This is a genomic window from Gammaproteobacteria bacterium (assembly GCA_029882975.1).
Taxonomy (GTDB): domain Bacteria; phylum Pseudomonadota; class Gammaproteobacteria; order SZUA-152; family SZUA-152; genus JAJDNG01.
Genome location: JAOUJW010000035.1, coordinates 21,739 through 47,085 on the forward strand (window position 1 = coordinate 21,739; position 25,347 = coordinate 47,085).

24 protein-coding genes are annotated in these 25,347 nt (G+C 46.5%); 15 read left to right on the forward strand and 9 right to left on the reverse strand.

Annotation, left to right across the window (positions count from 1 at the left end; translation table 11 throughout):
• Positions 1 to 272 precede the first annotated feature (272 nt).
• Complete coding sequence (locus tag OEY58_19435; GenBank protein MDH5327632.1) at positions 273 to 1,907, reverse strand: DUF4942 domain-containing protein; 1,635 nt, start codon at positions 1,905 to 1,907, stop codon at positions 273 to 275.
• 285 nt (positions 1,908 to 2,192) lie between these two features.
• On the opposite strand from OEY58_19435, the gene OEY58_19440 reads away from it, so the two are divergent.
• From OEY58_19440 to OEY58_19450, 3 genes are all read left to right on the forward strand, one after another.
• Positions 2,193 to 2,639, forward strand: coding sequence for a hypothetical protein (locus OEY58_19440; GenBank protein ID MDH5327633.1), 447 nt, complete (start codon positions 2,193 to 2,195; stop codon positions 2,637 to 2,639).
• 241 nt (positions 2,640 to 2,880) lie between these two features.
• A complete protein-coding gene (locus tag OEY58_19445; protein ID MDH5327634.1) occupies positions 2,881 to 3,366 on the forward strand; it encodes a thermonuclease family protein in 486 nt (161 codons plus the stop codon).
• A 130-nt stretch (positions 3,367 to 3,496) separates the two neighbouring features.
• The gene (locus OEY58_19450) at positions 3,497 to 4,102 is read left to right on the forward strand and encodes a hypothetical protein (GenBank protein MDH5327635.1); all 606 of its coding nucleotides are present in this window, start codon (positions 3,497 to 3,499) and stop codon (positions 4,100 to 4,102) included.
• A gap of 60 nt (positions 4,103 to 4,162) precedes the next feature.
• On the opposite strand, the gene OEY58_19455 is transcribed toward OEY58_19450, so the two are convergent.
• Complete coding sequence (locus tag OEY58_19455; protein MDH5327636.1) at positions 4,163 to 4,414, reverse strand: hypothetical protein; 252 nt, start codon at positions 4,412 to 4,414, stop codon at positions 4,163 to 4,165.
• Positions 4,415 to 4,417: 3 nt separating this feature from the next.
• Entirely contained in the window at positions 4,418 to 5,023 is a 606-nt protein-coding gene (locus OEY58_19460; GenBank protein ID MDH5327637.1) for a WGR domain-containing protein, read from the reverse strand.
• 196 nt (positions 5,024 to 5,219) lie between these two features.
• Between OEY58_19460 and OEY58_19465 the strand changes: the two genes are divergently transcribed.
• From OEY58_19465 to OEY58_19480, 4 genes are all read left to right on the forward strand, one after another.
• Entirely contained in the window at positions 5,220 to 5,411 is a 192-nt protein-coding gene (locus tag OEY58_19465; GenBank protein MDH5327638.1) for a hypothetical protein, read from the forward strand.
• Positions 5,411 to 6,022, forward strand: coding sequence for a recombinase family protein (locus OEY58_19470; GenBank protein ID MDH5327639.1), 612 nt, complete (start codon positions 5,411 to 5,413; stop codon positions 6,020 to 6,022). The genes OEY58_19465 and OEY58_19470 overlap by 1 nt, the downstream gene beginning before the upstream one ends.
• 38 nt (positions 6,023 to 6,060) lie before the next feature.
• Positions 6,061 to 8,583 (forward strand): SIR2 family protein, encoded by a 2,523-nt coding sequence (locus tag OEY58_19475; GenBank protein MDH5327640.1) that lies wholly within the window; start codon positions 6,061 to 6,063, stop codon positions 8,581 to 8,583.
• A gap of 109 nt (positions 8,584 to 8,692) precedes the next feature.
• Complete coding sequence (locus OEY58_19480) at positions 8,693 to 9,478, forward strand: tyrosine-type recombinase/integrase (protein MDH5327641.1); 786 nt, start codon at positions 8,693 to 8,695, stop codon at positions 9,476 to 9,478.
• A gap of 201 nt (positions 9,479 to 9,679) precedes the next feature.
• Here OEY58_19480 and OEY58_19485 read toward each other — a convergent pair whose 3' ends face one another.
• From OEY58_19485 to OEY58_19510, 6 genes are all read right to left on the reverse strand, one after another.
• Positions 9,680 to 10,321 (reverse strand): hypothetical protein, encoded by a 642-nt coding sequence (locus OEY58_19485; protein MDH5327642.1) that lies wholly within the window; start codon positions 10,319 to 10,321, stop codon positions 9,680 to 9,682.
• A gap of 473 nt (positions 10,322 to 10,794) precedes the next feature.
• Positions 10,795 to 12,039: an Ig-like domain-containing protein gene (locus OEY58_19490; GenBank protein ID MDH5327643.1), complete on the reverse strand. Its 1,245-nt coding sequence runs from the start codon at positions 12,037 to 12,039 to the stop codon at positions 10,795 to 10,797.
• The gene (locus OEY58_19495) at positions 12,029 to 16,522 is read right to left on the reverse strand and encodes an Ig-like domain-containing protein (GenBank protein ID MDH5327644.1); all 4,494 of its coding nucleotides are present in this window, start codon (positions 16,520 to 16,522) and stop codon (positions 12,029 to 12,031) included. Before OEY58_19495 ends, OEY58_19490 begins: the two co-directional genes overlap by 11 nt.
• Before the next feature lie 37 nt (positions 16,523 to 16,559).
• On the reverse strand, positions 16,560 to 17,099 hold the full coding sequence (locus OEY58_19500; protein MDH5327645.1) for a hypothetical protein: 540 nt from the start codon (positions 17,097 to 17,099) through the stop codon (positions 16,560 to 16,562).
• 53 nt (positions 17,100 to 17,152) lie between these two features.
• The gene (locus OEY58_19505) at positions 17,153 to 17,497 is read right to left on the reverse strand and encodes a hypothetical protein (GenBank protein ID MDH5327646.1); all 345 of its coding nucleotides are present in this window, start codon (positions 17,495 to 17,497) and stop codon (positions 17,153 to 17,155) included.
• Between the two features lie 21 nt (positions 17,498 to 17,518).
• Positions 17,519 to 20,074 (reverse strand): DotA/TraY family protein, encoded by a 2,556-nt coding sequence (locus OEY58_19510; GenBank protein ID MDH5327647.1) that lies wholly within the window; start codon positions 20,072 to 20,074, stop codon positions 17,519 to 17,521.
• Positions 20,075 to 20,169: 95 nt separating this feature from the next.
• Between OEY58_19510 and OEY58_19515 the strand changes: the two genes are divergently transcribed.
• The 8 genes from OEY58_19515 (at position 20,170) to OEY58_19550 (ending at position 25,334) form a co-directional block, all read left to right on the forward strand.
• Entirely contained in the window at positions 20,170 to 20,571 is a 402-nt protein-coding gene (locus tag OEY58_19515; GenBank protein MDH5327648.1) for a hypothetical protein, read from the forward strand.
• Positions 20,546 to 21,190, forward strand: coding sequence for a DotI/IcmL family type IV secretion protein (locus tag OEY58_19520; GenBank protein MDH5327649.1), 645 nt, complete (start codon positions 20,546 to 20,548; stop codon positions 21,188 to 21,190). Before OEY58_19515 ends, OEY58_19520 begins: the two co-directional genes overlap by 26 nt.
• Complete coding sequence (locus OEY58_19525; protein MDH5327650.1) at positions 21,156 to 22,016, forward strand: DotH/IcmK family type IV secretion protein; 861 nt, start codon at positions 21,156 to 21,158, stop codon at positions 22,014 to 22,016. The genes OEY58_19520 and OEY58_19525 overlap by 35 nt, the downstream gene beginning before the upstream one ends.
• Positions 22,009 to 23,289 carry a DotG/IcmE/VirB10 family protein gene (locus tag OEY58_19530; GenBank protein MDH5327651.1) on the forward strand — a complete coding sequence of 427 codons (1,281 nt, stop codon included), beginning with the start codon at positions 22,009 to 22,011 and terminating at the stop codon, positions 23,287 to 23,289. Before OEY58_19525 ends, OEY58_19530 begins: the two co-directional genes overlap by 8 nt.
• A gap of 17 nt (positions 23,290 to 23,306) precedes the next feature.
• Entirely contained in the window at positions 23,307 to 23,825 is a 519-nt protein-coding gene (locus OEY58_19535) for a hypothetical protein (GenBank protein ID MDH5327652.1), read from the forward strand.
• The gene (locus tag OEY58_19540) at positions 23,822 to 24,397 is read left to right on the forward strand and encodes a hypothetical protein (GenBank protein MDH5327653.1); all 576 of its coding nucleotides are present in this window, start codon (positions 23,822 to 23,824) and stop codon (positions 24,395 to 24,397) included. Before OEY58_19535 ends, OEY58_19540 begins: the two co-directional genes overlap by 4 nt.
• 175 nt (positions 24,398 to 24,572) lie before the next feature.
• Positions 24,573 to 24,953, forward strand: a complete 381-nt coding sequence (locus OEY58_19545) for a restriction endonuclease (protein MDH5327654.1) — start codon at positions 24,573 to 24,575, stop codon at positions 24,951 to 24,953.
• A gap of 15 nt (positions 24,954 to 24,968) precedes the next feature.
• Positions 24,969 to 25,334 (forward strand): hypothetical protein, encoded by a 366-nt coding sequence (locus tag OEY58_19550; GenBank protein MDH5327655.1) that lies wholly within the window; start codon positions 24,969 to 24,971, stop codon positions 25,332 to 25,334.
• Positions 25,335 to 25,347 lie beyond the last annotated feature (13 nt).

Here is a 25,347-nt window from a genome sequence, read left to right on the forward strand (position 1 = left end):
GGGTTTTGAACTTAAGCATTAAGCGCTTTGACAAGGATGTCTAAGCGCAACGGGCAGGGAAGGGCAGGCGGTATCGAGAGGGAACGGCAGCACCAGCCACAACGCCAGTGACCGACCGGTACCGCCTGCCCGATGCCCCAAGCGACACGAGCGAGTGTTGTCTACGAGCTGGTAGAGCGACCACAAAAAGCCGCAGCTGCAACGAGCAGCTGCCCGCCAAAGCCCACCACCGGCCAGCGGGGCGCGAAACTCGCACCCCGCGCAGCACGATATCAACCTGCAGAAAACGCCAGCCGCAACACATTATCCGCCGTCAAGGACAAATTTGAATCAAAGGCCGCAACCGCCTCAGCCTCATCAATCAACAACTCATCACTGGCTTGCTTTGCCGATTTCAACCAGCCTTTAAGCCGCCCGAATTCAACATTCAGCTTGCAAATAAAAGACTGATTGAACTTAATATGCAGATTGCCATTCATGAATGCTCGCACCTGCATCAAACAAACTGTTTTACCGCTGCGATGGCAATCAAAGTCGATACGCTTGTTGGACTCCCATTGGTACTGCCTGGCGTTACAGTGGCCGGTTTCAAAACCTAAATTGTTCGCAATGGTCAGAATATCATTCACCAAATGAAACGCACGCTCTTCCAGGCCATTAAACCGGTTACGATCATAGGACCACTGTGAGGTACAAATACCACCGGTGCGGTGCAGAACAATGCGATAGTCCAATCCGTACCGGTCCAGATCCTTAGGTGTGGTGCAATAACGCCATTGCTCATCACCGAACGTATTCTGATTCGACACGTACAGCTGAATACTGGCTTTTTCTGTCATGCGTTCCACCAGGGCCACCAGCTGGTCATCAAAATACACATTGGCATTCTTGAGCACCCAAATCAAAACGGCATAGGCATTGGAAGCGGTATAATCCACATGGGTATGCGCGGTTAAATGTGACAGCATCGCTTCACGGGTTTTGTGCGTGAGCCGTTCCGTGATCTTGGACAAGTGATTAAATAACTCTTTCCAGTAGGTATCTTTAAGACCTTCTATTTTCTGCCGCAACGCCGCGCGCAGGCCTTCGAGGTTCACATCCAGCTCTTTTAATATCACGGGGTCAATCGCTTCCAGCGATTGATAATTACCAATGAGATTGTCCAAATCCCGCCGGTACAGTTTTTCCAAAGCGGTCACAATATCGGAACCGGCCACCAGTGCTTGATTCACCCGCTCGCTGACGGTTGCCTCCCGCGCAGAATCCAAATCATACTTACTGGCTTCCGTGTTGTTGATCTCAATAGCAAAATTCTCTTCAAACCAAAGGGAAAAAGGATCAACCTTAATCTGAGAGCTATAGCGGCTGTTGTAGCACAAACGCACCCGCACAATATCAACTCTAGCCCGCGCCTGTCGTTCCGCATGAAGAAAATCGAACTGGCCAATGACATCCGCTTCGGCGCTTCGCGCTGCTAAGGCCTCCGCGATCGCGGGGTCATCGGACCACCGGGAAGGGACCACGAAATAGACGAAAGGCGCATTCGCTTCTCGAATGATTTTAAGCATCCAGAGTGAAAATTCGCTATAAGGCGGGTTACAGAAAACGAGATCGACTTTTTTGTCGATCAATGTTTGTTCTGCGAACTCAGTACCAACGATGAAAATGGATCGGTCCATCGCATCGAGCAATGGACGGCTTTTCTCAATGGCATACCGGTCGCCATCGGTTAACGCCTGCAACACCCGGCCATCACCCGCACCACAATCCAAAATACTGGGATGATCAAAGTCCCCGGAGAAATCCTTTTTCACCGCATCAATCATCTGCGGCGTGGTTGGATACCATTCAAAATCCTGCCCCGTTGATTTCGCCAGTTCTAAAAGTTGTTGAGCCTGTGCATTCATTAAAAATACTCCCCATTGTTATTAAAAGAGCGCAGCGACTGCGTCCTGCGCTCCTGTCCTGCTGGCGAAGCACGGGGGTAGCAAGTGCAAGGGAAGGGTGCGGGAAGGAGGGAGCTGGCGCGGCCCGCAGCGCAGCGAGGACACGGGCGACCGGATGACACGGCTGACCTTGCAGGCGCGAGGGGTGGCACCCCTTAGCATCAGACAGCGATGGAAGCCCGCAGGGCCAAGACAGGCCTTAACTGGCTTGGTTCACGACAGCGCGGTGCGCAGCAGTCTGCTAGAATGAAAACCCATTACACAAACACAACGACAAAAAAGGACTCACGGGTGATCTTGTCCCTCAACCTCGCCACAGAATCCGGCACACCCGGCTGGGTCAGTCTGGAACCACCGGCAAAAGCCGTGTACCTGAAAACAGCCACCAACGAAAACATCAAAGCATTCTTAGGGAATATCGAAGACAACGGCCTGCCCAAAGGCTACGCCGTGAATATCAATGCGTTAACCAAAGCACCCTGGCAATTCGCCAAATCGCTGACCTTGAAAGCCAGCGGATTCACAATACAAGCCATCGATGGGGGACAATACCACCAACAAATCCCACTCGACAAACAACTGACCTACCGAGGCATAGTCCACGAAGAGAAACTGTACGCCTACCTGGTTGTGGAAAGATCAACAGATGGCCGGTTTTTCTATTACCCGGTATTGGCAAACCGAAAAATATAGGCAATCGCTGCTACAGCGAGACGGCACAACAAGATATACTCGGAAGAGGGGCACGTATGGCTGGAAAAAGGTAACCAACGTGGAGAAAAATAAAATCTAAATAAACAAAAGTACACTGCAGATAGCGCAGCCGGATCTACGCTGAAATGAAAATAAAGCCGTTCCACGCTTATACACAAAAACTGTGGATAAGTCTGGGTACTCATGGCGAAACACCGCAAAGAGAGCTACATTCATTAGAATGATCAAGGCCCACACATTTTCAATTGTCACCATCGCCTTTATACAATGCATATCAATAGCCGCATTTGCAGACACAGGCCGTGTGATTCATGTCGCGGACGGCGACACCATCACCATCTTAAACGGCAAGCAGAAAACAAAAGTTCGACTGGCGGAAATCGACGCGCCCGAATCCAAACAACCGTATGGCAAAAAAGCAAAACAAGCACTGGCAGGGTGGATTGCCGGTAAAATGGTCACAGTAGAACCAGTCGGCAAGGATCGCTATGGCCGGACGATAGGGAAAGTGTACCTGGACAATCGCTATATCAATGCCGCTATGGTGGAGGCAGGGTATGCCTGGTTTTACCGCAAATACGGCAAAGATAAAAACCTGCTGGAGCTGGAGAGCCAGGCCCGGTCAGCCCGGCGGGGCATTTGGTCGGTGGCGCACCCGATACCGCCCTGGGAATGGCGTAAACACCAATACAAATCCAAAAACTAAGAACCATGCTATTTGAACAATTACCCGCCTGGGTGGAGAAACTGCCCTAGATAAATTGAAGGAAAAGCATTACCGTAAACTCACTAAACAAGCGTGAAGTAGGTAATTATCCAATGATGGAGGTAGTACAATGAAATATATTTATGTATTAATTTCCTTTGTAGTATTGTCTAACCCGGGCAGTGCAGAAGAAATATTGTACAGATCTGATTTACAGTACAAATATTATAATGATGTGTGGAAAAGCCAAAACAACAAAAACATATCGTTAAGAATTGAGCCACAAAATAAACGGATAGATATATACGTTGAGGAAATATTACATGTCGGTGTAATACAGCTTGATGATGAAAACAGAAAGAAACTTATTGATTCAATATTGAAATATAACGCCTGGAACAATCAAGCGACAAAAAAAAGAGTAAAAATTGACAAACAAATTACGGAGATAAAACCTATCAGGTATTATTTTAAATCTGGAAATGACTGGTATGAAACATGGGGCTGGCCATTTACAGTACAGTTTTTTTCACAATCGTCAAAGATTCACCAACTTGTATTTTTGTTTCCAAATGTTCCTTCAACCAGTAATGACTATATTAAGCATCAAATTAACACGATGTATTTTACTTACCAGCAAGCGAATAGTCTCAGAAAAGCATTGCTGAATGAATCTATTGATAAATTTATGGCTAAATACAAAGAGAAAAAGTCGATAGAAGACGAGTTCAAATGAATGTATACAGCTAGCAAGAAGGCAACACCACCCCGCCTACTAAGGGTATTTAATCCCGGCTTACAGTTGCACAAAAAAACGTGGTTTAAGCAACCACCGGTAAATACCTATAATGCTGGTCCCGGTGAGCACCATAGTTTGCAAAGAAATAGCCATGTCGGAAGACAAGTAACCGTAAGTCAACCACAAAATATTTGCAATCAGAAAGAATAGCCACCCCCATGCAGAGTAACGGCAATTAAAAGCCAGAAGACCCGCACCGGCGACTGTAGCCAGAGAAGCGAACCATTCAACAACTAGTATCGTACTCATCCGCTAGGGCCAAAACGGATCAGAGATCCATTCACGAATCAATTCACGCTCCGGGCCATCAAGAGCCGATATAGCATCCACCAGGTCAAACCCGTAACGCTGATTGTTGTGGAACCAAAGGGAAGCGAAGAATTTTGCCAAATGCACCTCGCCACTGCTCATTACGCCCAACTCTGCCTCAAACAGTTCGACCTTTAACGCCTTTTTTTCTATATCCCACAAATGGCTAATTCTTGGTACTCTTTCCAGCATTAGAAAAAACTCTTTTTGACCATCGGACAACCGCGAGAACGCTTGTTCTCGTATTTTTTTCAACCGTTTCTGTTCTAAGTCGTCTTGACTCATTATCCACCCCTTAAGTGATGACACTAACTTGTATTGTTTTTGAGATCGTTGTTTCTCCACAACAGTCAACTTAGTGAGCGCATCCTGATATGACTCGCACGGCACAACCATCTTACTCCCGGTCGCCTGGCCAATGCCACCCCAGCAACGAAAAACCTCCCAACCAAGTAAACTTTCCTGCAGATACGCCTGGTAGTATCTGCGTTTTCCTGGATGTTCCCAGCGCCTCGTAATCCAGGATTTTTGCGCTGAATTTTCTGACATAAGAATCACCAAAACTCTATTATAGTAGAGTATTCATTATAGCATAGCCATGCTATAATGTAACTATTAACACCGTATTCTATACATTGTTTTTAAGACGGGTTTAATTACACTTTTTTGACCCATTTTGGACCGTTTTTAGAGTGTCTCTTATACCATGGTATGTGATACATTGAATTTGCACGAGGATAAACGCATGACAACACGAAACAGCACAGTTTTAACCATCACCGAACAGCGATTGCTGGACGACAGTTCCGTCAGCTTCTGGGTAAAGAAACAAATCCAGGAAACAAAAGACAGGGATCTGGTTGACGCAACCCGTGACGCAGAATTACTTCTCATGATTCTAAAACAACGTTGCATGGAATCCGGGCTGCCGCAATAATGTTAGTCGGATACGTCCGGGTATCCAAAACCGATGGCAGCCAGGTGCTGGATATGCAGCTGGACGCCATGAAGAAGGCAAAGGTCAAGTCAAAGAACATTTACCAGGACAAGGCCTCCGGCAAGCAAGACAACCGGCCAGGCCTGGAGGCCTGCTTGAAGGCCTTACGCCCCAAAGATATCCTGGTGGTATGGAAGCTAGACCGCCTGGGTCGTAGCCTCAATCATCTCCTGCAGGTGATAGAAGACCTCACCGAACGTAAAATTGGATTCCGGGTACTAACAGGGCAGGGGGCCACTATCGACACCACCACACCCAGTGGCAAGCTGGTATTCGGCATATTCGCTGCTCTGGCCGAGTTTGAACGGGAATTGATTGTGGAGCGGACCAAGGCGGGCCTGGCCGCAGCTCGGGCCAGGGGAAGGGTAGGGGGACGCCGGTGTCAGTTGAGTAAGTCACAAGTCCGCTACTTACAATCCGCCATGAAAAAACGGGATACCGTCGTGGCGGATCTGGCGGAGGAAATGGGCGTCACACGTGCTACACTTTATCGGTATGTAGGACCGAAAGGGCAGTTGAGGGTGTATGGGAAAAAAGTTTTGAAAACATAATTATCACTATATAGCAAATAATAACCTAAATTTATCATATGAATAAAACCAAGGTATTTGAATTCTTAAGCAACGCAACAATACCAGTTTTGTTTGCGGGTGCTGGAGTATCTGCAAAAGCTGGGTTACCGACGTGGGGTACTCTACTAAAAGAATTAGCGGAGCAAACAAGACAATATAATACATTAACTAGACAAATGATGGTAGAAAGAATAGCAGAACATGATCTAGTTAATGCTGCTACTTACTTTTTTTCATGTCCCGGTATGACAATAAATAGCAAATTTATGGCAATACGATCTATTCTTGGCTCATACGATTCCAACGGTCTACAAGACGTAATGAAAATACCATTTAGATCTGTCGTGACCACCAATTATGATAGAGCATTACATGATGCATACAGTTATGTCAAAAGGAGATCATCGCTAGAATTTCATGGCGATAAACTTAATCAAGCAGAGTATGAACGGGATTTCTATATAGCTCGAATACATGGCGCTATAGAAGACTACGATAGCATAGTAATGAGCGAGGAGCACTATAGAAATATAAATAACAACGATAAGTATTGTGACTTTCTAACTCACATGTTTACTACAACGAATATTCTTTTTGTTGGCTTTTCATTTCTTGACCCGGCAATTAAGAATGTTCTAAATATCATATACGACAAATATGGCGGTATTCACAACGGGAGCCACCTCGCTTTAGTACCGAATAATGCTCAAGCAGAGCTTGTTTCTGAATTTGATAAATTTTCAATAGAAAAAATTCATTACAACTCAGAGAATAATCACAAACAAATGTGGGATTGTTTGCGAGAGTGCGCCAATCGACTATCTCAAGGTAGTTTTGATTTCGGCTCGTACAAACTAATTCCATTCAAAAAAGCAGAACTTTATTTGTCGTCTTGTTATGCCAGAACAAAATTAGGTCCGCAAGTTATGCCTTTAAAAGATGCAATAATTGAAGGTATAATCAGCCAGTTGATAATTTCATCAGGCATTGGTGCTGCACGATCAGAAATATATTGTAAGATCCATGAAAGTTTAGTTATATCACAAAAAGAGTCAAAGGAACTTGTGGACAGGGCTATTTTTAAATTGACTTCCGAGGGATTATGTCAGGAAAAAGACAACAGATTTGTGTGGATTGGCAAAGACGATAGTATTTTTAATGAATCTTTAGAAAAGTTAATAAATGGAGTTATCGATAGATTTATTGTCCGCTATGGTGGACAAGATAAACAAGAATACCGTGATTGTTTGCTAAAAGTATTTGAAAAACTGATACTCTACCGCGGCTGGGATTTGGGAGCCGCCTATGCTAAATATGAAACTCCTGATCAAATAAATATTAGACCTATTTTCAACGAAGAAACACCCAATATCTCCAACCATACTAAACAAAGTATATTTGAGTCATTGGAGGACCTACTAAACAATCCTAGCACTACCGAATCTAGAGTCCTGGCGGAATTAGGAAGAATTTCTTTCGGTTTAGAGGTGGTATTTCAGTCGCCGCACGATACATTATTTCACTCATTGACACTACCTGATGCAATATATTTGGATGCCAATGTACTAATGCCAGCTATAACAAAGGGACATCCATATTACCAAATATATGTGGATACGATCGAAAGCCTAGTAAACGCAACGTCTGAATCAGGTAAAAAGTTAAATATTTACGCATATGGTGAGTATCTTAAAGAAACCGTACGTCACAAAAATTATGCAGAAACCGAAATCGAATCAATGGGGGATCGAGTTATAGATATGCTAAGAGACGAAGTTGTACTATTTGGTCATAGCAGTCTAAATGTATTTATTGCTGGTTACTTGAACTACGTTGCGAGAGACAAAAAACTTACTTTTAATCAGTATTTGAAGGAAAATGCACCATATAATTCTATCAAGTCAATGGTCCCATTTATAAAAAAGAAAGGTATAGAAACTATCGAAGACAAAAATACGGTCGATAGAAATGCCGATTATCCAGGCATACTCAACGAATTGGAAAAAGCTTATGTCGATGATTCTGAAAAAAGTGCCTCACTAATACAACATGATGCAAAAATGCTGTCAATGCTTAACTATGACTTACAAGCTGGTAAATCTTCTCTTTTTATTACCGCTGATAACAAATTGAAAAAGAAAATTGAGAAAACTAAATACTCCTCTTTATCTAACTATATGATGAGCCATATTGGGTTAAGCCAACTTGTAGATTTGTTAGTCGGAACAAAAGTACATTCAGGAATCACAAAGTTATTGTGGTCTACACAAGTTTCGAGCGACACCGAAAAAGTCAAGAACTTACTAATCAGCAAAGCCTTACATCACTACGATGAAGGTTTAGCCATGTCTCTTCCAGACAAAGTCGAAAGTGTGGCAGAGGATATAGTTATCGAGTTGAATAAGAAAAACTTGGATTTAAGTACAAACGACGCTGGTGACCGAGAGAAAATATTTGATACTATTGGATCGTTTGAAGAAAAGTTTTATGAAGGGATGCGAGCTGCTATTGAAAAAAAACGACTGGAGAATAACGAATAAAAGTATTATCTAAGAAAAAGACTTGATAATGTCTGGAAACCCCGCTCCTTGATACAAACCAATAATCCGTTAAAATAGGATTAATACGGATTATTGAGGTGTCTAATATATGTCCAAAATTGGCCAAGCACGCGTACTGGATGAAGACCAATTCGCCGCCCTGCTGGCAGAAATACAAAAAAACCGGCACCCGGAGAAAAATACCCTGCTAATGGAAATTAGTTTCAAGCTGGGTCTACGGGTCCAGGAAATCGCGTTGCTGCGGATCAAGGAAGTAGTGGACCTGGGACCGCAGTATCCTCGGGGCTTTAAAATCAAAGATCTTCTTGTGTTACCCAAAGGCTTTACCAAAGGTGCGCGTGCCATGGAGAGATGCCAGGCTACACCGTCACGCCGGAGTGTACGGTTTACCCTGGAGGAATTTGACCAAGTGGTGCAACGCATTGTGAAAGACGCTAAGTCTGGGCCGGTAAACCCGGAAGAATATTACCCGGAACAAACGAAAAAAGGTGGCAAAACGCGGGAATTGCCCATTGTGGATACAAATCTTAAGTCCGCGATTGGTGGATACATTGAACACCGGCTGGAAAAGAACCCGTCCCTCAAACCCAACAACCCGCTAATTATAAGCCAGAAAGGCGGTGCCTACTCACCCAACACGTTGCAGGATCACATGAGTATGATACTCAAAAAATGGGCGGGTATAGAACGCGCCTCCAGTCACAGCGGACGCCGCACGCTGGCCACGAAATTGCTGCATAAGCAAAAGGAACATCTCAAGACTGTTCAACAAATACTGGGACATAAAGACGCGTCAACGACGGTGATCTATCATGAGCTGCCAGAATCGGAAATACGGAACGTTCTTAAAAAAGTTGGTGAAAACTTCGAGTAAATTTGTATTACGCCCTCTCCGGCTTACGCTTTTGTAGTCCGTGGCAACTGAGACAATTGCTATTTTGTTCTATTCACCGCATCCCTCACAACTAAACTCTAATTCGTTTTGCATATTCGGGTTTTACCCCAGAATCGTCTTCTTAAGTAACTATCAACAATTAATTCGTCGGAATTCAAAATGCAACACCTGTAGGTAATATTACAAATTATCAAACGTCACGTTATTATTGGTTTGGCTCGTCACCGTCCCGCCGACGCATGTAGCCTCAACACGCAATGTGTGCAATCCACTAGTTCCTGCCGATTGAAAAAGCGGTACGTAAAATTGTTTTGTTGCAGTTATATCCGGCGGCAATGATATCGGTATAAAAGAGTAAGAATAGTGAACGTTATCAATAAAAAATTCAGCCTGTTGCACACCAGTAGTACAATACAAATCCACACTAAACATCGCATCACCGCTGACCGTGCTGTTTTCTGCCGGGGTAAAGTTCGTGATGACCGCACCATCCTCGTCGATATCAATGGGTGCCACACCGGCGTATACCGCGTCTGTGGCGCCATTAAACACCAATGCCGCCGGAAGCATTTGTTCCCGTGTGAAACCGGTTTGATTGCGCGTATTGTCCACATGGCGCATCAAGACCACTGCAATGTCATGATGATAGGTGTTGGCATCAATGCTTTGATTACCAATCATCAATTGGACACCACCGGCGCTCAAACCGTCCAACAAGCCATCGGATACAATATCATCGTAGGCGTTGTTGATGAAATCGATACTGGTATAGGGCCGGGCGCGACTGCCCTGCCCGGCTTCAATCGACCAATCCAAGGTCATTTGGCTGATTCCGGCAAACAGTATAGTGCTTCGCTCACTCCTTTTTTAGCGCCAGTACAATGTATTACAACATTTACTGATACCATACTTGGAACACACACAGGTTGCGACATATAATCTTTTAGGGGCTTTCTATTATCGATCATATTGTTGGCGAATATGTGTGCCGAAAAAAATACAGAAGTAGAAATAAACACCAGCCTAATGATTATCATTCTAAGATCCCTTATATAATTACGGTATAGTTATTAACAAGTGCGTTGCCATATAGCCCGAGCCAGGCGTTATCTTTAGCCAAAAGGAATCTCGAATGGAATTCGCGTCGCAAGATGCCGAAATACTAAAATACCCAGTCGCCGCACATAAAATTCACAGGGATACAAGATCGAATACCTGGCGGCAAAACACGGGAGCTACCCATTGTTCCCAGCTTAGCTAATTTTCTCCCTTCAATAAAAATATACGTCGGTAGGCTACAGATTATCAAAAGTGACATTGGTATTTGTCAAACTAGTAATTGTGCCGTAGACATTAGTAACATCTACTCGCACAGTATGGGTGCCGCTTGTACCGTCGGGTTGGAAAACAGGGACATAAAACTGAATCGTCGAAGTGGTGCTCAATGGTCGCGTATTGGGAAACCAGCCATAAGAATAGTGAACATCATCAATAAAAAACTCAACTTGCACTATACCTGTAGTATCTACAAGATCCACACTAAACATCGCGTCTCCGCTCACTGAACTTCCATCTGCTGGTTCGAAGTTCGATATGACAGCACCTCCTTCGTCAATAGCGACGATCGGTGTCTCGCCATAAATAGAGTCCGTAGAATCATTAACAGCTATCGCTAACCCCAGCATACCCACTTTGTCGTAACCCAATAGGTTATATGGGTTATCGGCAAATTTCATCATGGCCACAGCCAGATCATGACGATACATTTCCGTACCCACAGCCCTATCGCCCATAAACAATTGAGTCCCATTAACACCTACCCCATTTAATACACCGTCGTAGCGGATGTCGTTGTGTGCGATGGTGATATAATCAGCGATCGTATATGGACGCATTCTCATGACATTACCGGCGTTCACTGATTCATCCAATGTCAATTGACTAATTGCTGCGTGGACGTACCCATTTAGTATTTCATTGTCTGTATATGTTCTCGTCGGCGCTACGGAAACCTTGGCAACGTTGGTATGTAGAATATTAAATCCAGCCAAATCCCAAATAGCGTCATTACTGACAGAAATATGTAGAACTGGATTAACAGCGAATGAGTTCGAATATTGAGCCAGTCCAGTCGACAAAGTTGTATAGTAATTGATGTTTGCAGTAATGCGGCTGTATATCGATGTATTGTAAGCGACATATAGTTCGTCGCTACTATTGATAGTAACCAACGCCATATCCGCATCCTCTATGTAATCACCAGACATCCATCTATTAATCGTGGGCGTAGACGTAGAACTACGTTCAACATCATATATCCAAATGTAATACATTCCCCTGTCCAACAACTCAGTACGCGCGCGCTCTTCACCCTCATATAGCGAAGCGGCCACCAATCCATTATCTGAACTGCTTAACGTTTGTCCCCAGATAGAGTAATCAATAGTGACGGGATCTGGCTGTGATTCCGGATCATCGGTGCCACAGGCAGCAATAGAGCTGCCTATGACAAAAAGAAAAACGTGTAGCTTACGGAACATTAGCGATTCCGCGTGTAGAAAATAGACGATGTCGATAACCACCATAGCCCTGTTTGACCACAGAAAACGTACCTATACCTCCGTCTTGTGTTATATTAGCTTTGATTACACCGTAACTGTGTCCAACAGCAAATATACTAGTGCCTGTGACATCCAAACCAATGAATTGCGTCTGAGAGCTATTGAGAAAACTAGGATCTCTTGCCGCCTCACGTGCCGACAAATCGATACTAAAAGGAGATCCAGGGATCTGACTAAAAACGCCGGTTTGGAAATCCACCGCGTACGCCATTATGGTTTCATTATCAGCAAGTATATACACATATTGGTAATCGCTCGAAACGAGCATTATCTCATATGCTGGGGATAATAGTGTCGTTACGCGATTTTGCACAACTAACGATCCATCAGCCGATACCCTAAAACGGGAAATGGAGTTATTCGCACTATCCCTTAGATACGCATAGTCTCCTGCAGGATCCAACAAAACATCAACAAATTGTTCTGTACTTAGTTTAGAAACGTTACTTTGGAAAGACAAACTGCCATTTGGTTCGATATTGTAAATCTCGATCTCGTGGACACCGGTAGTAATTACAGAACCAACATATATTCTGTTATTGCTCGGGTGGACTGCGAGTTTGAAAACAATGCGTCCGCCCGTGGAAATCGAACTAATGAAAGTTAAAGAACCGTCCTGCTCTACCCGGTAACGATGAATACTACCCCCTGCTGTATGCGACACGCCTGCGTAGAAATATTCTCCACTTGCATCAAATACATACTGATTTAGCTCGGAAAAACCAGAGGTAATGTCGCCGTGGTAAACATCTACTTCGACTGGGTCAAAGGGTACACCTGTAACCGGGTCCAATTCATAGCGCAAGCTACGGGGAACCAGTCGATCCAAGGCATAAATGTATCGCTGGTTTGGATTAAGAGCAAATACTTCTATGTCAATTAACTCACTTTCTTCCGTAAAAATGCCATTATCAGCATACGAGAATGCCTGAGTATTCGACTGAAAAGCAGGCCTGGAATCTCGAATAGCATTATGAGCATACAAATATTGTTTGTTGTCTATATTGATCAAATGTTCCGTATTGTTTGTAGTACCAGCAATATTGGTTACAGCTAACGTGAGTGTACAAATACAATCATTCATAGCAAATGTATCTAAATCAAAGGAAAAATCAGGGATTGTCGCAGATACTCCCTGCGATGCTCCGTTATAAAACAACTCAACGCTAGAAACGCCAACCAGGTCAGAAACCGTACCGCTTACGGTAACCAAGCCACTACTGTAAACATTATTAGAAGGACTGAACTGCGTCACCGTAGGCCCGCTCTCATCTATTGCCACTGTAGGTATAGAATCAAATAGCGCATGGGAGGAATCATTGAGCGCCCGTGCGCTGGGCAACAACTGAGTAGCTGTCAATCCAGTCTGATTATTGATATTGTTCGCCATTCGAATGATACCCAGCGCAATATCGTGACGATAGGTGTTAGCTGTTATGTTTAGCCCGCCGAAAGTCAGCTGTCCGGTACTTCCAATCCCATTAAGCAGTCCATCAAACAAAGCGTCTTCATACGCCACCATTGAGAAATTGATAGAGTTAGTAAACGAATGAGGGGACGGATCGAAAACAGTGCTCAAATCAAGCGACCACTGAGATAGTCCACCAGCATAGAAACCGTATAGCAGGCTGTTAGTGAGAGCGCCAGCATTATTAATGTCCGTGATATCACGAGGTACTGTAGACAGTATGTCTAAGCCGAGAATCGTTGAAACATCATAATTAGCGCTGAAAATTGCATTATCGACTGAACTGCCGTTGGCGATTCTGTACTGCGCAATACCTGTGGCAATATTGGTCCACGTGGTGACATTAACTTTTACCGTGTTACCTGGTACGAGGTGTGCCACTGCTCGTAATATGTGATTCTGGGTAGCTTGCAACGGTATATTGATTGCACTGGCTTCCTCTATATACCTCCCACTGGTGACTTCTATCAATATCGGTGTAGCAGGTGACAAAATAGACAGCTCGTAGCGGCCGAGTGCGTCCGTAACCGTAGCAGCAAGCTCGGCCCCTTTTACGCCGCCCGCAAAGCTGTACACTCTTAGGTCCCCATTGAAAACCAAATTCTGGAACACTTCACCATCCACCGTAGACGGCGGAGTATTGAACACGTCGATGTTTCGTGTAAACGTGTCCGCACCATCGAAAATGTTCGTTGCCACAATCTGTAAATCATACGGTCCGTCAACAATAACAGTAGTATCAATAGAGGCCGAATAATTGTTGCCGGAATTAGTAAAGTTAACCGGAGAACCAGCCAAAGTAACTGTCACGTCTTTTATTCCGTACGGGTCAGTAATGGAGAAGTCCGTGACGAGCGTCCCGACAGTATAGCCTGTCGTATCGGTATTGAATGTAATAGTAGGTAGTGAATCAAACGATTGCGTAGGCAAACCACCAAACACACTGTCACTGGCGAAGTTCAAGGCCTCTACTGTGGCTTTTACGTCGCCCCCATCCAAACCAGACAAATTGTAAGCAGAATTGACAGCCGTAAACATAGCGCTGGCGGTTTGGTAACGGTATGTATCTACGTCCACTACAACTGACCCTAGACTAATCGAACCCTGAGATCCCGTGCCATCCAGTAACCCATCCGCTAACAGATCATCGTATGCAGTAACCGACAAACTCAAAGAATGATATAAGGAGTGCGCATCCACTGCATTAGCTTCGCCAATTTCCAGCGCCAATTGGGATACCGCCGCTATTGCGATACCGTAGCGATGACCATCGGTCGGAAAAGAAGTGCGGTTAGCCGCATCGGTAATGTTCAGTGCAGCAGTTGAGACCACATCAAAACCCAATAGAGTAGCAAACCTCTGGTTAGCCTGAGTAATGGAATTAGCCGCCGTCTCACCCTGCCCAGATAAGTAGTTGGCCAACGCATACGCCAGGTGCGTGTAGTAGGTTAACGAAAGCTGCGCAGTCTGGTTGAGTTGAAAGTTATGAACGGCGCACAACTCGTATCCGTTAGCGTTCACACCGACATCGCTGGCCCATTCTCTATAGGAACCATTACTGGAACAAATAAGGATTGGCGTATTTAATATACGCAAGTCAAACGTGTAAGTACCAGCTCCATTGGTGTTGGACGTCGCCAGTTGCGCACCTTTGGAATCCGTCGCGCTGGGGTCATACTCGAAAACTGTCACCTGGGAAAACAACAAACTTGACACGCCGGATAGTTGAGTGGCAGTACTGTTGATCACCACAATCTCCCGCTCAATGTTCTGTTGAAAACCGTACACATTCTCAACCACAATCGACAATGTATAACGCCCATCCGGAAGCAAAGTGGTATCCAAGCTAGCGGCAGCACCATCACGGTTAGCGTTTTCGGTCACTGTCGCCGGTAGGGTGCCGATGGTCGTAGAAACATTCGTGACGCCATATGGGTCGCTGTAAGAAAAATTCAAATTAGCCAGCCCTTCAAACAAAGTGGATGTATCCGTGTTCAAAGTCACTGTTGGCTGTTGATAAAAGGGTATAGATACCGCGCCGCCAAACATTAAATCGACCGAAGAATTCAAGGCCTGCGCCATATCTTTAATGGCCGACCCGCGCAATCCGGTTCGATTGTAATCTGCCTGCACGGCCTGAAACATGGCCATAGCCAATTCGTGTCTGTATAAATCGACATTAACTGGCACAGTACCCATGGTTAGTGCGCCATTCGCCCCCATTCCGTCTAACAAGCCATCAGTAGAAAGGTCATCGAACGCTAATTCACTGAAGGCAATGGTGTTATATAACGCATGCACATCAACGTTGTTGGTCTCGCTGATATTGACAGTCAACTGTGACAAACCGCCCAATGCTAAGCCATACAAGTGACGGTCAGTAACAAAGGAAGTGCCACTGGCCACATCCGTAATATCCACAGGCCGGGTTGTAGTAGTATCGAATCCCAGTAAGTTACCGGTTCTCTGGTTTGCTGCACTAATGGCAGACTCAGTCTCATCACCGTTGTCGATATTGTAAGTGGCCAGAGCGTAGGCTAGATGAGAAAAAAAACTCACATTGAGTGACAAATTCTCCCCAGAAGTATAAAGGCTGAGGGCGCACAATTCCTTGCCGGTAGCGGGAACCTCTCGGTTACTGGCGGCTTCGAAGTAAGTGCCATTGGTGGCGCACACCAAAATTGGTTGATCTCGGGTTTGAAGATCAAGAGCGTAAGATCCATTTCCATCAGCGGTCGTACTCGCCAGCTCGTCACCACGAGCGCCATCGTAGGCATAGGCAGTGACATCGGCGTCAACAATCGAACTGTTGCCGCTAACTTGGCTAACAGGCCTCGGCTTAGCAGTTACCGATGTTGTTGTTTCTTTCTCACACCCTGCACTAAAAAAGCAGACTAATAATACTAAGAAAATCACCCGATCTTTACGCCACATACTCCCCCCTTAAGGTAAGAAACACATCCATATTCAACTAAGAGTCATCGGTGTTCAACGTTAATTTATTATCCCAATCTTTGTCACTGTACAAATCGACACCTCTGGCGCTGGCTTCTTCCTCCACCATCGCCAAATAGGCATTAAAACGTTCAAAGTCTTCCTGATTTGATAATTTATCCACGACCTGCAACAAACGCTGGATGAACATTAAAGGCTGAATATCAAGATACTTCCAACGCGAGACAGCCGAGACCTTACTACCCAGCATCAACGAAAAATCCGTCATAGAAACCGGGTCTTCACTAAAAAAAACATCATTCACTTTGTCGCGTAATTTCGCGGCATCCACATTTTTTAAAAGAGGCATTTCCTCTGGATATTTCGTGTAAAAGCGCAACAAAATAGCGATCGCAGGAGACAACGGCTCTTCTTGTTTCATACGCTCGTACAATTTGGAAACAGAAACAATGCCAAAAACGTGGCAAGCCTCCAAAGTATTTAATTTGTGCTTATCAATAAACGCTTTAAAATTAGACCCAACCATAGGTCGAGATTTTTGGGATCTTCTAGCCATATACTTCGCCCGTTCTTATTTTTAGCCACCATCGACCCGCCTCTAGCCCGTAGTCAGAAAGAACCGCGCATCGACATCATGTGGGCTGTATACCATATGATGGCGACAATGCAAATCCAAATCACCTTTCCGAAACCGCTCTCTATGCAAATGTTAAAAATAGGAGCGGTAAGAAAAAACATGAACAACGGCACGATGAGATTGGCGAATCCGTGGCTTGAGAAATACAAAGAAGCGACGACCCAGCCACCGATATTCCCGAAAAACGCTGTCACGGCCAGCATTCCCAGCGCATCGTCAGCTGCGCCCTTAGGGATGCGCACCACCGCGCCGTTGCTGCGCATGGCGATAATCGAAGGCAGGCAAAGTAAAGAAAAAAAGATGACAAATGCAAGCATAGTTAGTCTCCTTATGGCCGGTTAACCCGGCATCAAATCCTCTGTTGAATGATCCGTTCGACTTGGCTGTTCGTTGCGTGAGGCCAGCGGTGTTCCGTGTTGGGGGCCTTGAGTTTGATTATGCCGCTCGCCATCGTTTTGCGCGGAATCTTGTTCATGAACACTAGCCTGCTCATGACGGCCATTGTTTTGACCGGCTACACCTCCGTCATCACGTGCATCCTCGGCACCCTGGTGCTGCTCATACACATCGAAGTCAAAACCGGGGCCGTGCGGGATGCTTACGGTATCCTGGCTGTCAAACGGCAATTCCGCCTGATGACTCGCGCCTTGCGTCGAATCTTGCGGGACATGGGAATGAGCCTCTGGCATTAGGTCATCGGTTCCGTTGACTTGAGCGGCAACAGGACGACCAAAGCCCCGACCTCCCCCATCGTCGTCGCCGCTACCACCACTGTTTTGGCGCGGCAACGTTTTCATGGGTTCGGGAACACTGTTTTTTTGGCCACGCCCTATGTGCGCGAAAAACGCCCCGAAATTGCGCAACTCTTGACCCGGCTCCTCAGAGTGCGGCGCAACCATATCTGTTTGCCCGCCACCGTACCATTGCGGCACCCAGGATGGTACGCGGTAGACCAGCGAAAAACACTGCCTGGCCAGTGCAATAACAATCGCGACGTAGATAAACATGATCGTCAGCGAGTGCATGAAATCATTCATACCCGACAGCGCCATGAAACCAAACAAAATATTATTCAAGAATGCGATCATGACATAGAACAAGACAAACCCGGAAATCAGGCCTAACAACAACAAAACAGGCCGCAAAAACAGTTGCAGCAATTGATAGTAGCCCGCCCTGGCCTGACCGGTCATGCCGCCCCCTTCGGGCAATAAGTGCAACACACCCCAAACAGGCGCAGAGATCATGGCGTTAATCACCATGATCAACCAGCCTCCAATGCCAAACAAAAAAACGATAAACGGCATCAGAGGCACATACGTCCCCAATAACCCACCCAGCGCAAACAGTATGAATTGAACCAGCGTCAGCAAAGCGGGCTTGTCGTCCCATAACGTCATCCCCACTGCGATCGCCATCATATTACTGCCCAGCGACTTCATCATGAGCAACGGGTGCTCTGCGCTGTCGCTTTGCAGGACACCCAGCATCATTTCGCTCACTGCCAGCGCAGCCTTGTCTAACCAGCTATGCTCGCCATTGCTATCCATTTGATCGATCTCAGCCAGTACACCACTGTTTGAGGCGATATAAGCGCGAATAGCATCCACCCTGGATAGACGGTCCGTGATATAGGTTTCCAACCTATTAAACCAACGATCCCTAGGGTCATAGCGGTTAAATTTAGCCAGGTTATCGTAAACGACCGAATCCACTTGACGTTGCATTTCAGCCAGCCGCCAAAACCAGGTTCCCGCGTATACCCACCCCCCTTTAACGGCGTTCTCTTTGAACTTATGGACCATTTTGCCTTTGTACAAATCAAAATACCGCAATGCATCGTTACGCAGGCGGGTATCATATTCAAAGACGGATTGCTGAAATAATGACGCGAGTTCAGCGGTGCTGTCCGCAGCGCCGGATTTCGGAAAGACAATACGCTTAGCAATGCGGCGCATGTCCACGATCAGCTTGTCAATCAACAGCGCGTTATTGTATTGAATGGCGTTGGCCAGCAGGACGCCGCTTTTCTCGTCGGATTGCGTCTGTATTTTAATCGGGAACCGCAGCGTACCGCACATATCGGCAGGAAAGCCTGCCACACTCCAGGTGATTCGACGGACGACGACAGACCGGTGTCCGGAGAGTGACGACTTGGCATGATCGGGCATCCAATCCTTATAATCCAATTCCCAAGGCCGGGCGCTCGCCGTAATATCCTTATGCCGGTAATCAATTTTTGCGTTATTGCTCGCTTCTTTTTCCTGACGATACAACGACCACGTACAAACCTCAAAACTTAACAATGCGGTTGCTAGATCGTAATGCAACTCATTGTTGTTAATCGCACCCGTCGGAGTAGAGATGATCGTATTGGTGCCTGTGTAATCAACAACCGCTTTCCAGGTTTGATTCGCTAAACCGCTGCTGACGAGCACAACGAATATCACAACCACCTGCGCAGGGACCAAACCCGCCAAGAGCGGGTTAGGATAAATCAACATGACACCCACGATGGAGCGAAACGGCACCCAAAGACTGTGCCAGCTATTTCCCAGCAGTTCACCTGTATGGCCCGTATTGAGCGCCCCGGCAATCACCACATAACCGCCAATAAAACCGGCGAGCATGAAGATGATCGATGACAGAGTGACTAAAGCGGAGACGAGCAACGCCGGTTTTTCAGGATCTAAATAGCAACTCGTGTCTTTCGCCACAGTGCACACAAAATCACCAAACAATTGCTTTAAGAATCGGTAGGATTGATCATCTTTCCCTGGCATATAATCCATGAAACCATCGATGACATCGGCCATCGCCACGCCAGGTAACAACAGCAAAACGGCGAGCAGACCGAATTGCCACACTGTTATTTTTTGCGACGCGTAATCCATGCGAAAAATCCTTTGATTATTTCGAGATAATATATTAGATTTTACCATTCGATGTAAAGCACAAACGGGATGATCGGATAGAAGGAATACTGATAATGAGATCACTGCTACTGATAAGTGTGCTTAGTTTGTTCACCCTAAGCACAAGTGTATGGGCTGGCCAGCAATGCGGAGTCAAACCCAAAGAGAACAAATGGCTCGTGGGAAAACCTTGCTCCCTGGTGGCCAGTAAAACCTTCAGCGCCCTGCTCAAATCCGGCACACTCAAAGAAGCAGTCAAAGGGATGTTGAATGCGTATTATCAATATCAAGATATAATGAACTCGGATTGTTTAGGAATGGACCGAATGCTAGAGGGTTCTAAATACCGGGATAATTTTTCGTTTCAGTCAACGCGTCAAAGAAAATCGGTAGAGTATGCTGTCGATAGCGATTTAAACGGAGTGATTCAGGAGGCGATTAGGCAATATTATGGGCCAGGGCAAAGACAAGAATAGTATTACGCCGCCGCGCATAATTGTACCGAACAACTGGTATCGCAGTGTAGCGGCCAAAAGTATTGCGCTCAATATTCTTTTAGGACTAGCGGTTGTTGTGATGGCTTTCGACAAACTCAACGCGCCGCCGATTCAAACCAAATACTTCGCTGTCTCAAACGATGGAAGAGTCACGGATTTGATTCCGCTCAACAAAGCGCACGAAAATCAGTCAAAGATTGCACAGTGGTTAACCGATGCAGTCACGGAAACGTATGCATGGAATTTCACCAACTACAAGGAAGTGACGGACACGGTTTGTAAAAAATATTTCACCCAGAACGGCTGCAACGGCTACAAAGAGTCTCTAAAGGAAGAAATTCTAACATACGTGACCAACAACCGCTTGCTGGTCTCGGCTGTGGTTGTCGATACGCCGTTGATGGTTAGAGAAGGGCTGACAGAACAAGGTATTTATTATTGGACCTTCCAGTTACCATTACGGGTGACGTACGAATCATCTGATGCGAGAAAATCACAGAAACAAATATTGACCGTAACCATACTTCGGGAAAGTCTGGCAAACAAACCAAGGGGACTGGGCATTGAGGATATTGTTTACGAACGACTGGAAGGCTAAAACCATCGCTGCACTGCTCGGTGTAGTGTTCGCCGCTGGCGCTCAAGCAGAGGAAAAAGCCCAACCACCGGCAGACCCAGCATTTGAAGCGGCGAAAAAAGCGATCCTGCAATTAACGCCGGCCCAAATCCAGGAAATGAACCGGGCCATGGATGAGATGGAACGCAGCAAGTCTAAGCCGGCGAATAACCCCACCCCAATAGTGGCGTCTGACGTCATATACCTCGCACCCGGATCGCCCATACGCAGCGCACGCCTGGCGGCGAATAACACGTCTTCCCTTGTATTCCTGGATGCCACTGGCGCCGTGTGGCCCATCGAATCCTACGATTCGAACGCGGAAGTTTTCAACATAACACACCCTAAAACGCAGAAACACGTGCTGAAAATATCCCCCAAAACAGCCTATGCCGTAGGCAATCTCAGCATCACATTAGAGAAGCTGGATGTGCCGGTTGGGATCCAGTTGGTAGCGGGATTCGAAAAGGTTGTGGATTACCGGCACGAGTATCACATCGATGCCCAAGGGCCGAACGCAAGAACAGACCCAAGCAAAAAACCGGACATCATAGACGATGACATGCTCAGCATATTAGACGGTGTTCCGCCAGCGCAAGCGCGCGGATTGAAAACCAGCAACCAGCTTGCTGAGGTGTGGGAGCTGAACGGACAGTATTACATCCGGACGCGGGCAATATTGCTACTACCCGCACCTATCGCCAGGCAGAAATCGTCGGATGGAACCACAGTGTACAAAACCGCTAAACTCCCAAGTTTGGCGATGAGCGAAAACGGACGTTACGTACAGGTAAGAGTCTATGAATGAACAAACGCAAAACAAGCCTTTTTATAAGAAACCGGCCGGTTTCATACTACTGGCGGCTATGACTTTTGGGATGGCGTCATATTACACAACAGAGAAAAGCGAACCGAGTATAAAACCGTTCAACAACGTTGAGGCGCCTCGCGACTTGAAATACCTGCCAGGGGAAGGAACAGAAGAATACAAGCGCACTATGGAAAGATGGAATGAGAAATTGAGAGAGGATGTCTCGCCGGGCGAAACCTTACTGGCGCCCCCACCCGCCTGGTCGGAAGCCGATACTGTAGAAAAGAAGCAACCGGACGAGGCGATTATCGCAGCGCAGGACAATACAACACCTAATGAACCCACCGCGATAAACACGGCTGATGTGGATGGCAAAATAGTCATGGCCAGTGCCAGTGGTGCGCTGGCACCGCTATTCGATAGTGTAGAACCGGACTTTGAACCAACGCAGGCAGCAAACCCAGCACCGGCGGAAACCGAACCAAAGAAAAACAAAAACAGCAGACAAAGTCATGTCCCGTCACAGGCACAGCAAGACCGCCAACCGGGCGAAGAAGAGTTGAAAATGAAGGTCGCAGCACTGACTGCATTACAAAGTGAATTGAAAGCACGGCATTACAACACGCCAGGCCATGTGTCCGTCGAAACTACCTTAAGAGGTGCAAGCACCGGATCAGCGAAGACAGGCGCACAAACACAAAAAGTGGAGTCCATTTCACCGGGTGAAATGTTCCTGTGTAAATTTGATATGTCGGTCGATAGCCGGGTGCCCAAGAGCGTCATTGCCACTTGCCTCAACGGGCCGGTTAAAAACGCACGTATCGTAGGCACGTTCGAGCAGCGTGAGGACATGCTTATGTTCCAATTTAACACACTGACACTCAACCGAACCACCATCCCCATACAAGCCTTCGCGGTCGATCCGGACAACTACAGTGCTGGGTTAGGATCGGAGGTAGATCACCACTATGTGTTGCGCACAGCGGGCCTGTTTGCATCGGCGTTTCTGGAAGGACTGGGACAAACTGTTTTATCTGCCGGCACGGTCACCAGCACTCAGGGTGTTACCGTGATAGAGCGGCGTTATGATGCCAAAGAACGGTTGGCCGCTGGCGTCGGTAAAATCGGCGAACGAACCGCACCAAAAGCCGAGGCGCTGTGGAATAAACCCGCCACAGTGAAAGAGCACAAGGACAAAGTGTTCGGCCTAGTGTTTACCCAAGCCGTGCTAGCCAGCGATCTGCCGAAAAGCGCGATGGCCAGCAAATAGAGAAGAAACGGCACGCCATGGAACAGATATCGTTAGACTTCATACACAAAAGCTTGGTCGGGAATTTCTTCCCGGTACTCATTAAGCTCATCTACTGGGGTTGTGTGCTGCTTGGCCTGTGGCTGTGTTATATCGGCGTTAGCAAACTGATGGAAAACGCAACCAGCAGTGCGTCAAGCAATGGTACCAGTCTGGCTTATATATTGTCCGGTATACTGTTAATCTACCTGGAACCCTCCGCTTGGGTGGCGCAAAACACGTTGATACAGAACCCGGACCCGTTTTTGTACGCCAAATCGGCTGACCCAAGGAACCAGAAACTAATGGAAATCCTGGTCGGCGGTATTTACATCATGGGCCTGCTGCTCTTTGTTCGAGGAATACATATACTGCGACTGGCAGGGTCGCACAGCGTAGCGACCGAAAACGCGGTATTTAAAGGCATTACGCTGATGGTACTGGGGGTGCTCGCCATGAATATTCTGCAATCTACCGACGTAGTCGCCAATCTTTTTGGAGTGTCGATTTTCAAATGAAAACCAAAGACAAATTAATGCTGATCGCACTGTTAATCCTGCCTCAAGGGGCCCTGGCTGATATATATGAATACGGCCTAGGACTAAGCTACGGGCAGTATTCGGTTAATGATCCTGACGGCCCCACCGATGTCGCTTTCACACAAGCCGTTTCCGGGCAATGGATTGTCACGTCGCGCAAGCACTGGCGCTGGTGGATTGATGCTCAATACGTCAACTTTGACCTGGATTACACGCCCGGCAATATTGGACAGGCGGTGCGATCGTTCCATATCGATGCGGTTTATCAGCGCGGCTTCCGGTTACCGATGTATCTGGACGGTTGGATCGGCGCTGGCTTAGGAATGGGGATTAACAAAATGACCAACCGGGCGCTGGTGGATGACCAGGGGTTTATCACTCAAAGTTTCGATGACAGGGACGAGACGAACTATAGCATTATCACGAATGCTGGTTTTGCGTTCGGAGGGAAAGATGCGCGAATGACATTGAACGCACGCTATACCATCGCGCTGGACAATGATGTGGAAACCATGAATACAGGATTCTTTATCGTATTTACCTATGATTGAGTTGCTAAACAGCTTGACCTGGAGAGAAATCACTGTTGCGGGTATTGTCATTGGACACGCCGTGCTGCTGGCGCTCGCTTATTGGAACACAAGACACAGGCGATATATCAGGAAAAGCCGAAGAATACTGAAAAAGATAATGTCTTTCACAGGGCCTGGGAAGGACGCGCGAATCATGAGCTATTTGAAAAAGATCAACCCTTATGTGTTTGAGGAATTGATATTGACGGCGCTGGAGACGCATGGAGCAAAAATCGCCCGCAACCATAAATACTCCGGTGATGGCGGTTTAGACGGAAGATTCGAATACAAAGGAAAACGTTTCGCTATCCAGGCGAAACGATACAAAGACCATGTATCGACGGAACACATCAACGAACTATCCCAATTGTCCGGTACGTACGATCAAGCATTGTTCGTACACACGGGCAAAACCCGGCGCAACGCATTCAGAGGATTGCCATCCAATATCCAGATCATCAGTGGCAACCGGCTACTGGATTTGTTGTTGGCACGAAAGCCATTAGATGCCGTTTTGCAGGCCCGGAATTTTTAACAAGGAGAAAGACCCATGAGATACAAAACCAGCATAATCGTTTTCGCAACTGTAGCGTTACTATTATTCGCCACTACCGCCTCCGCCGAAGATCTGACCGACGTGTTGAAGCGTATCCTTAACGTAATTCCTTTCGGAGTAAAAGTCGTATTGGCGATCGCGGCAGCTTATGGGGTGTGGCGAATAGCCTCAGGCTTTAATGATTTGAGAACGAACGGAACCGCACAAGTCTCGCAAATGGGCTACCGTAATCCTGTCATCGGCGTTGTCGTAGGCCTGCTGTTACTGTACTTGGCGACATTCGTAGGCATTGGCGGGGAAACGTTGTTTGGCAGTGGCGCCAAAGCAACCAACGTGGAGAATACAGAAATACGATTCTGATGCCCTTGAAAAC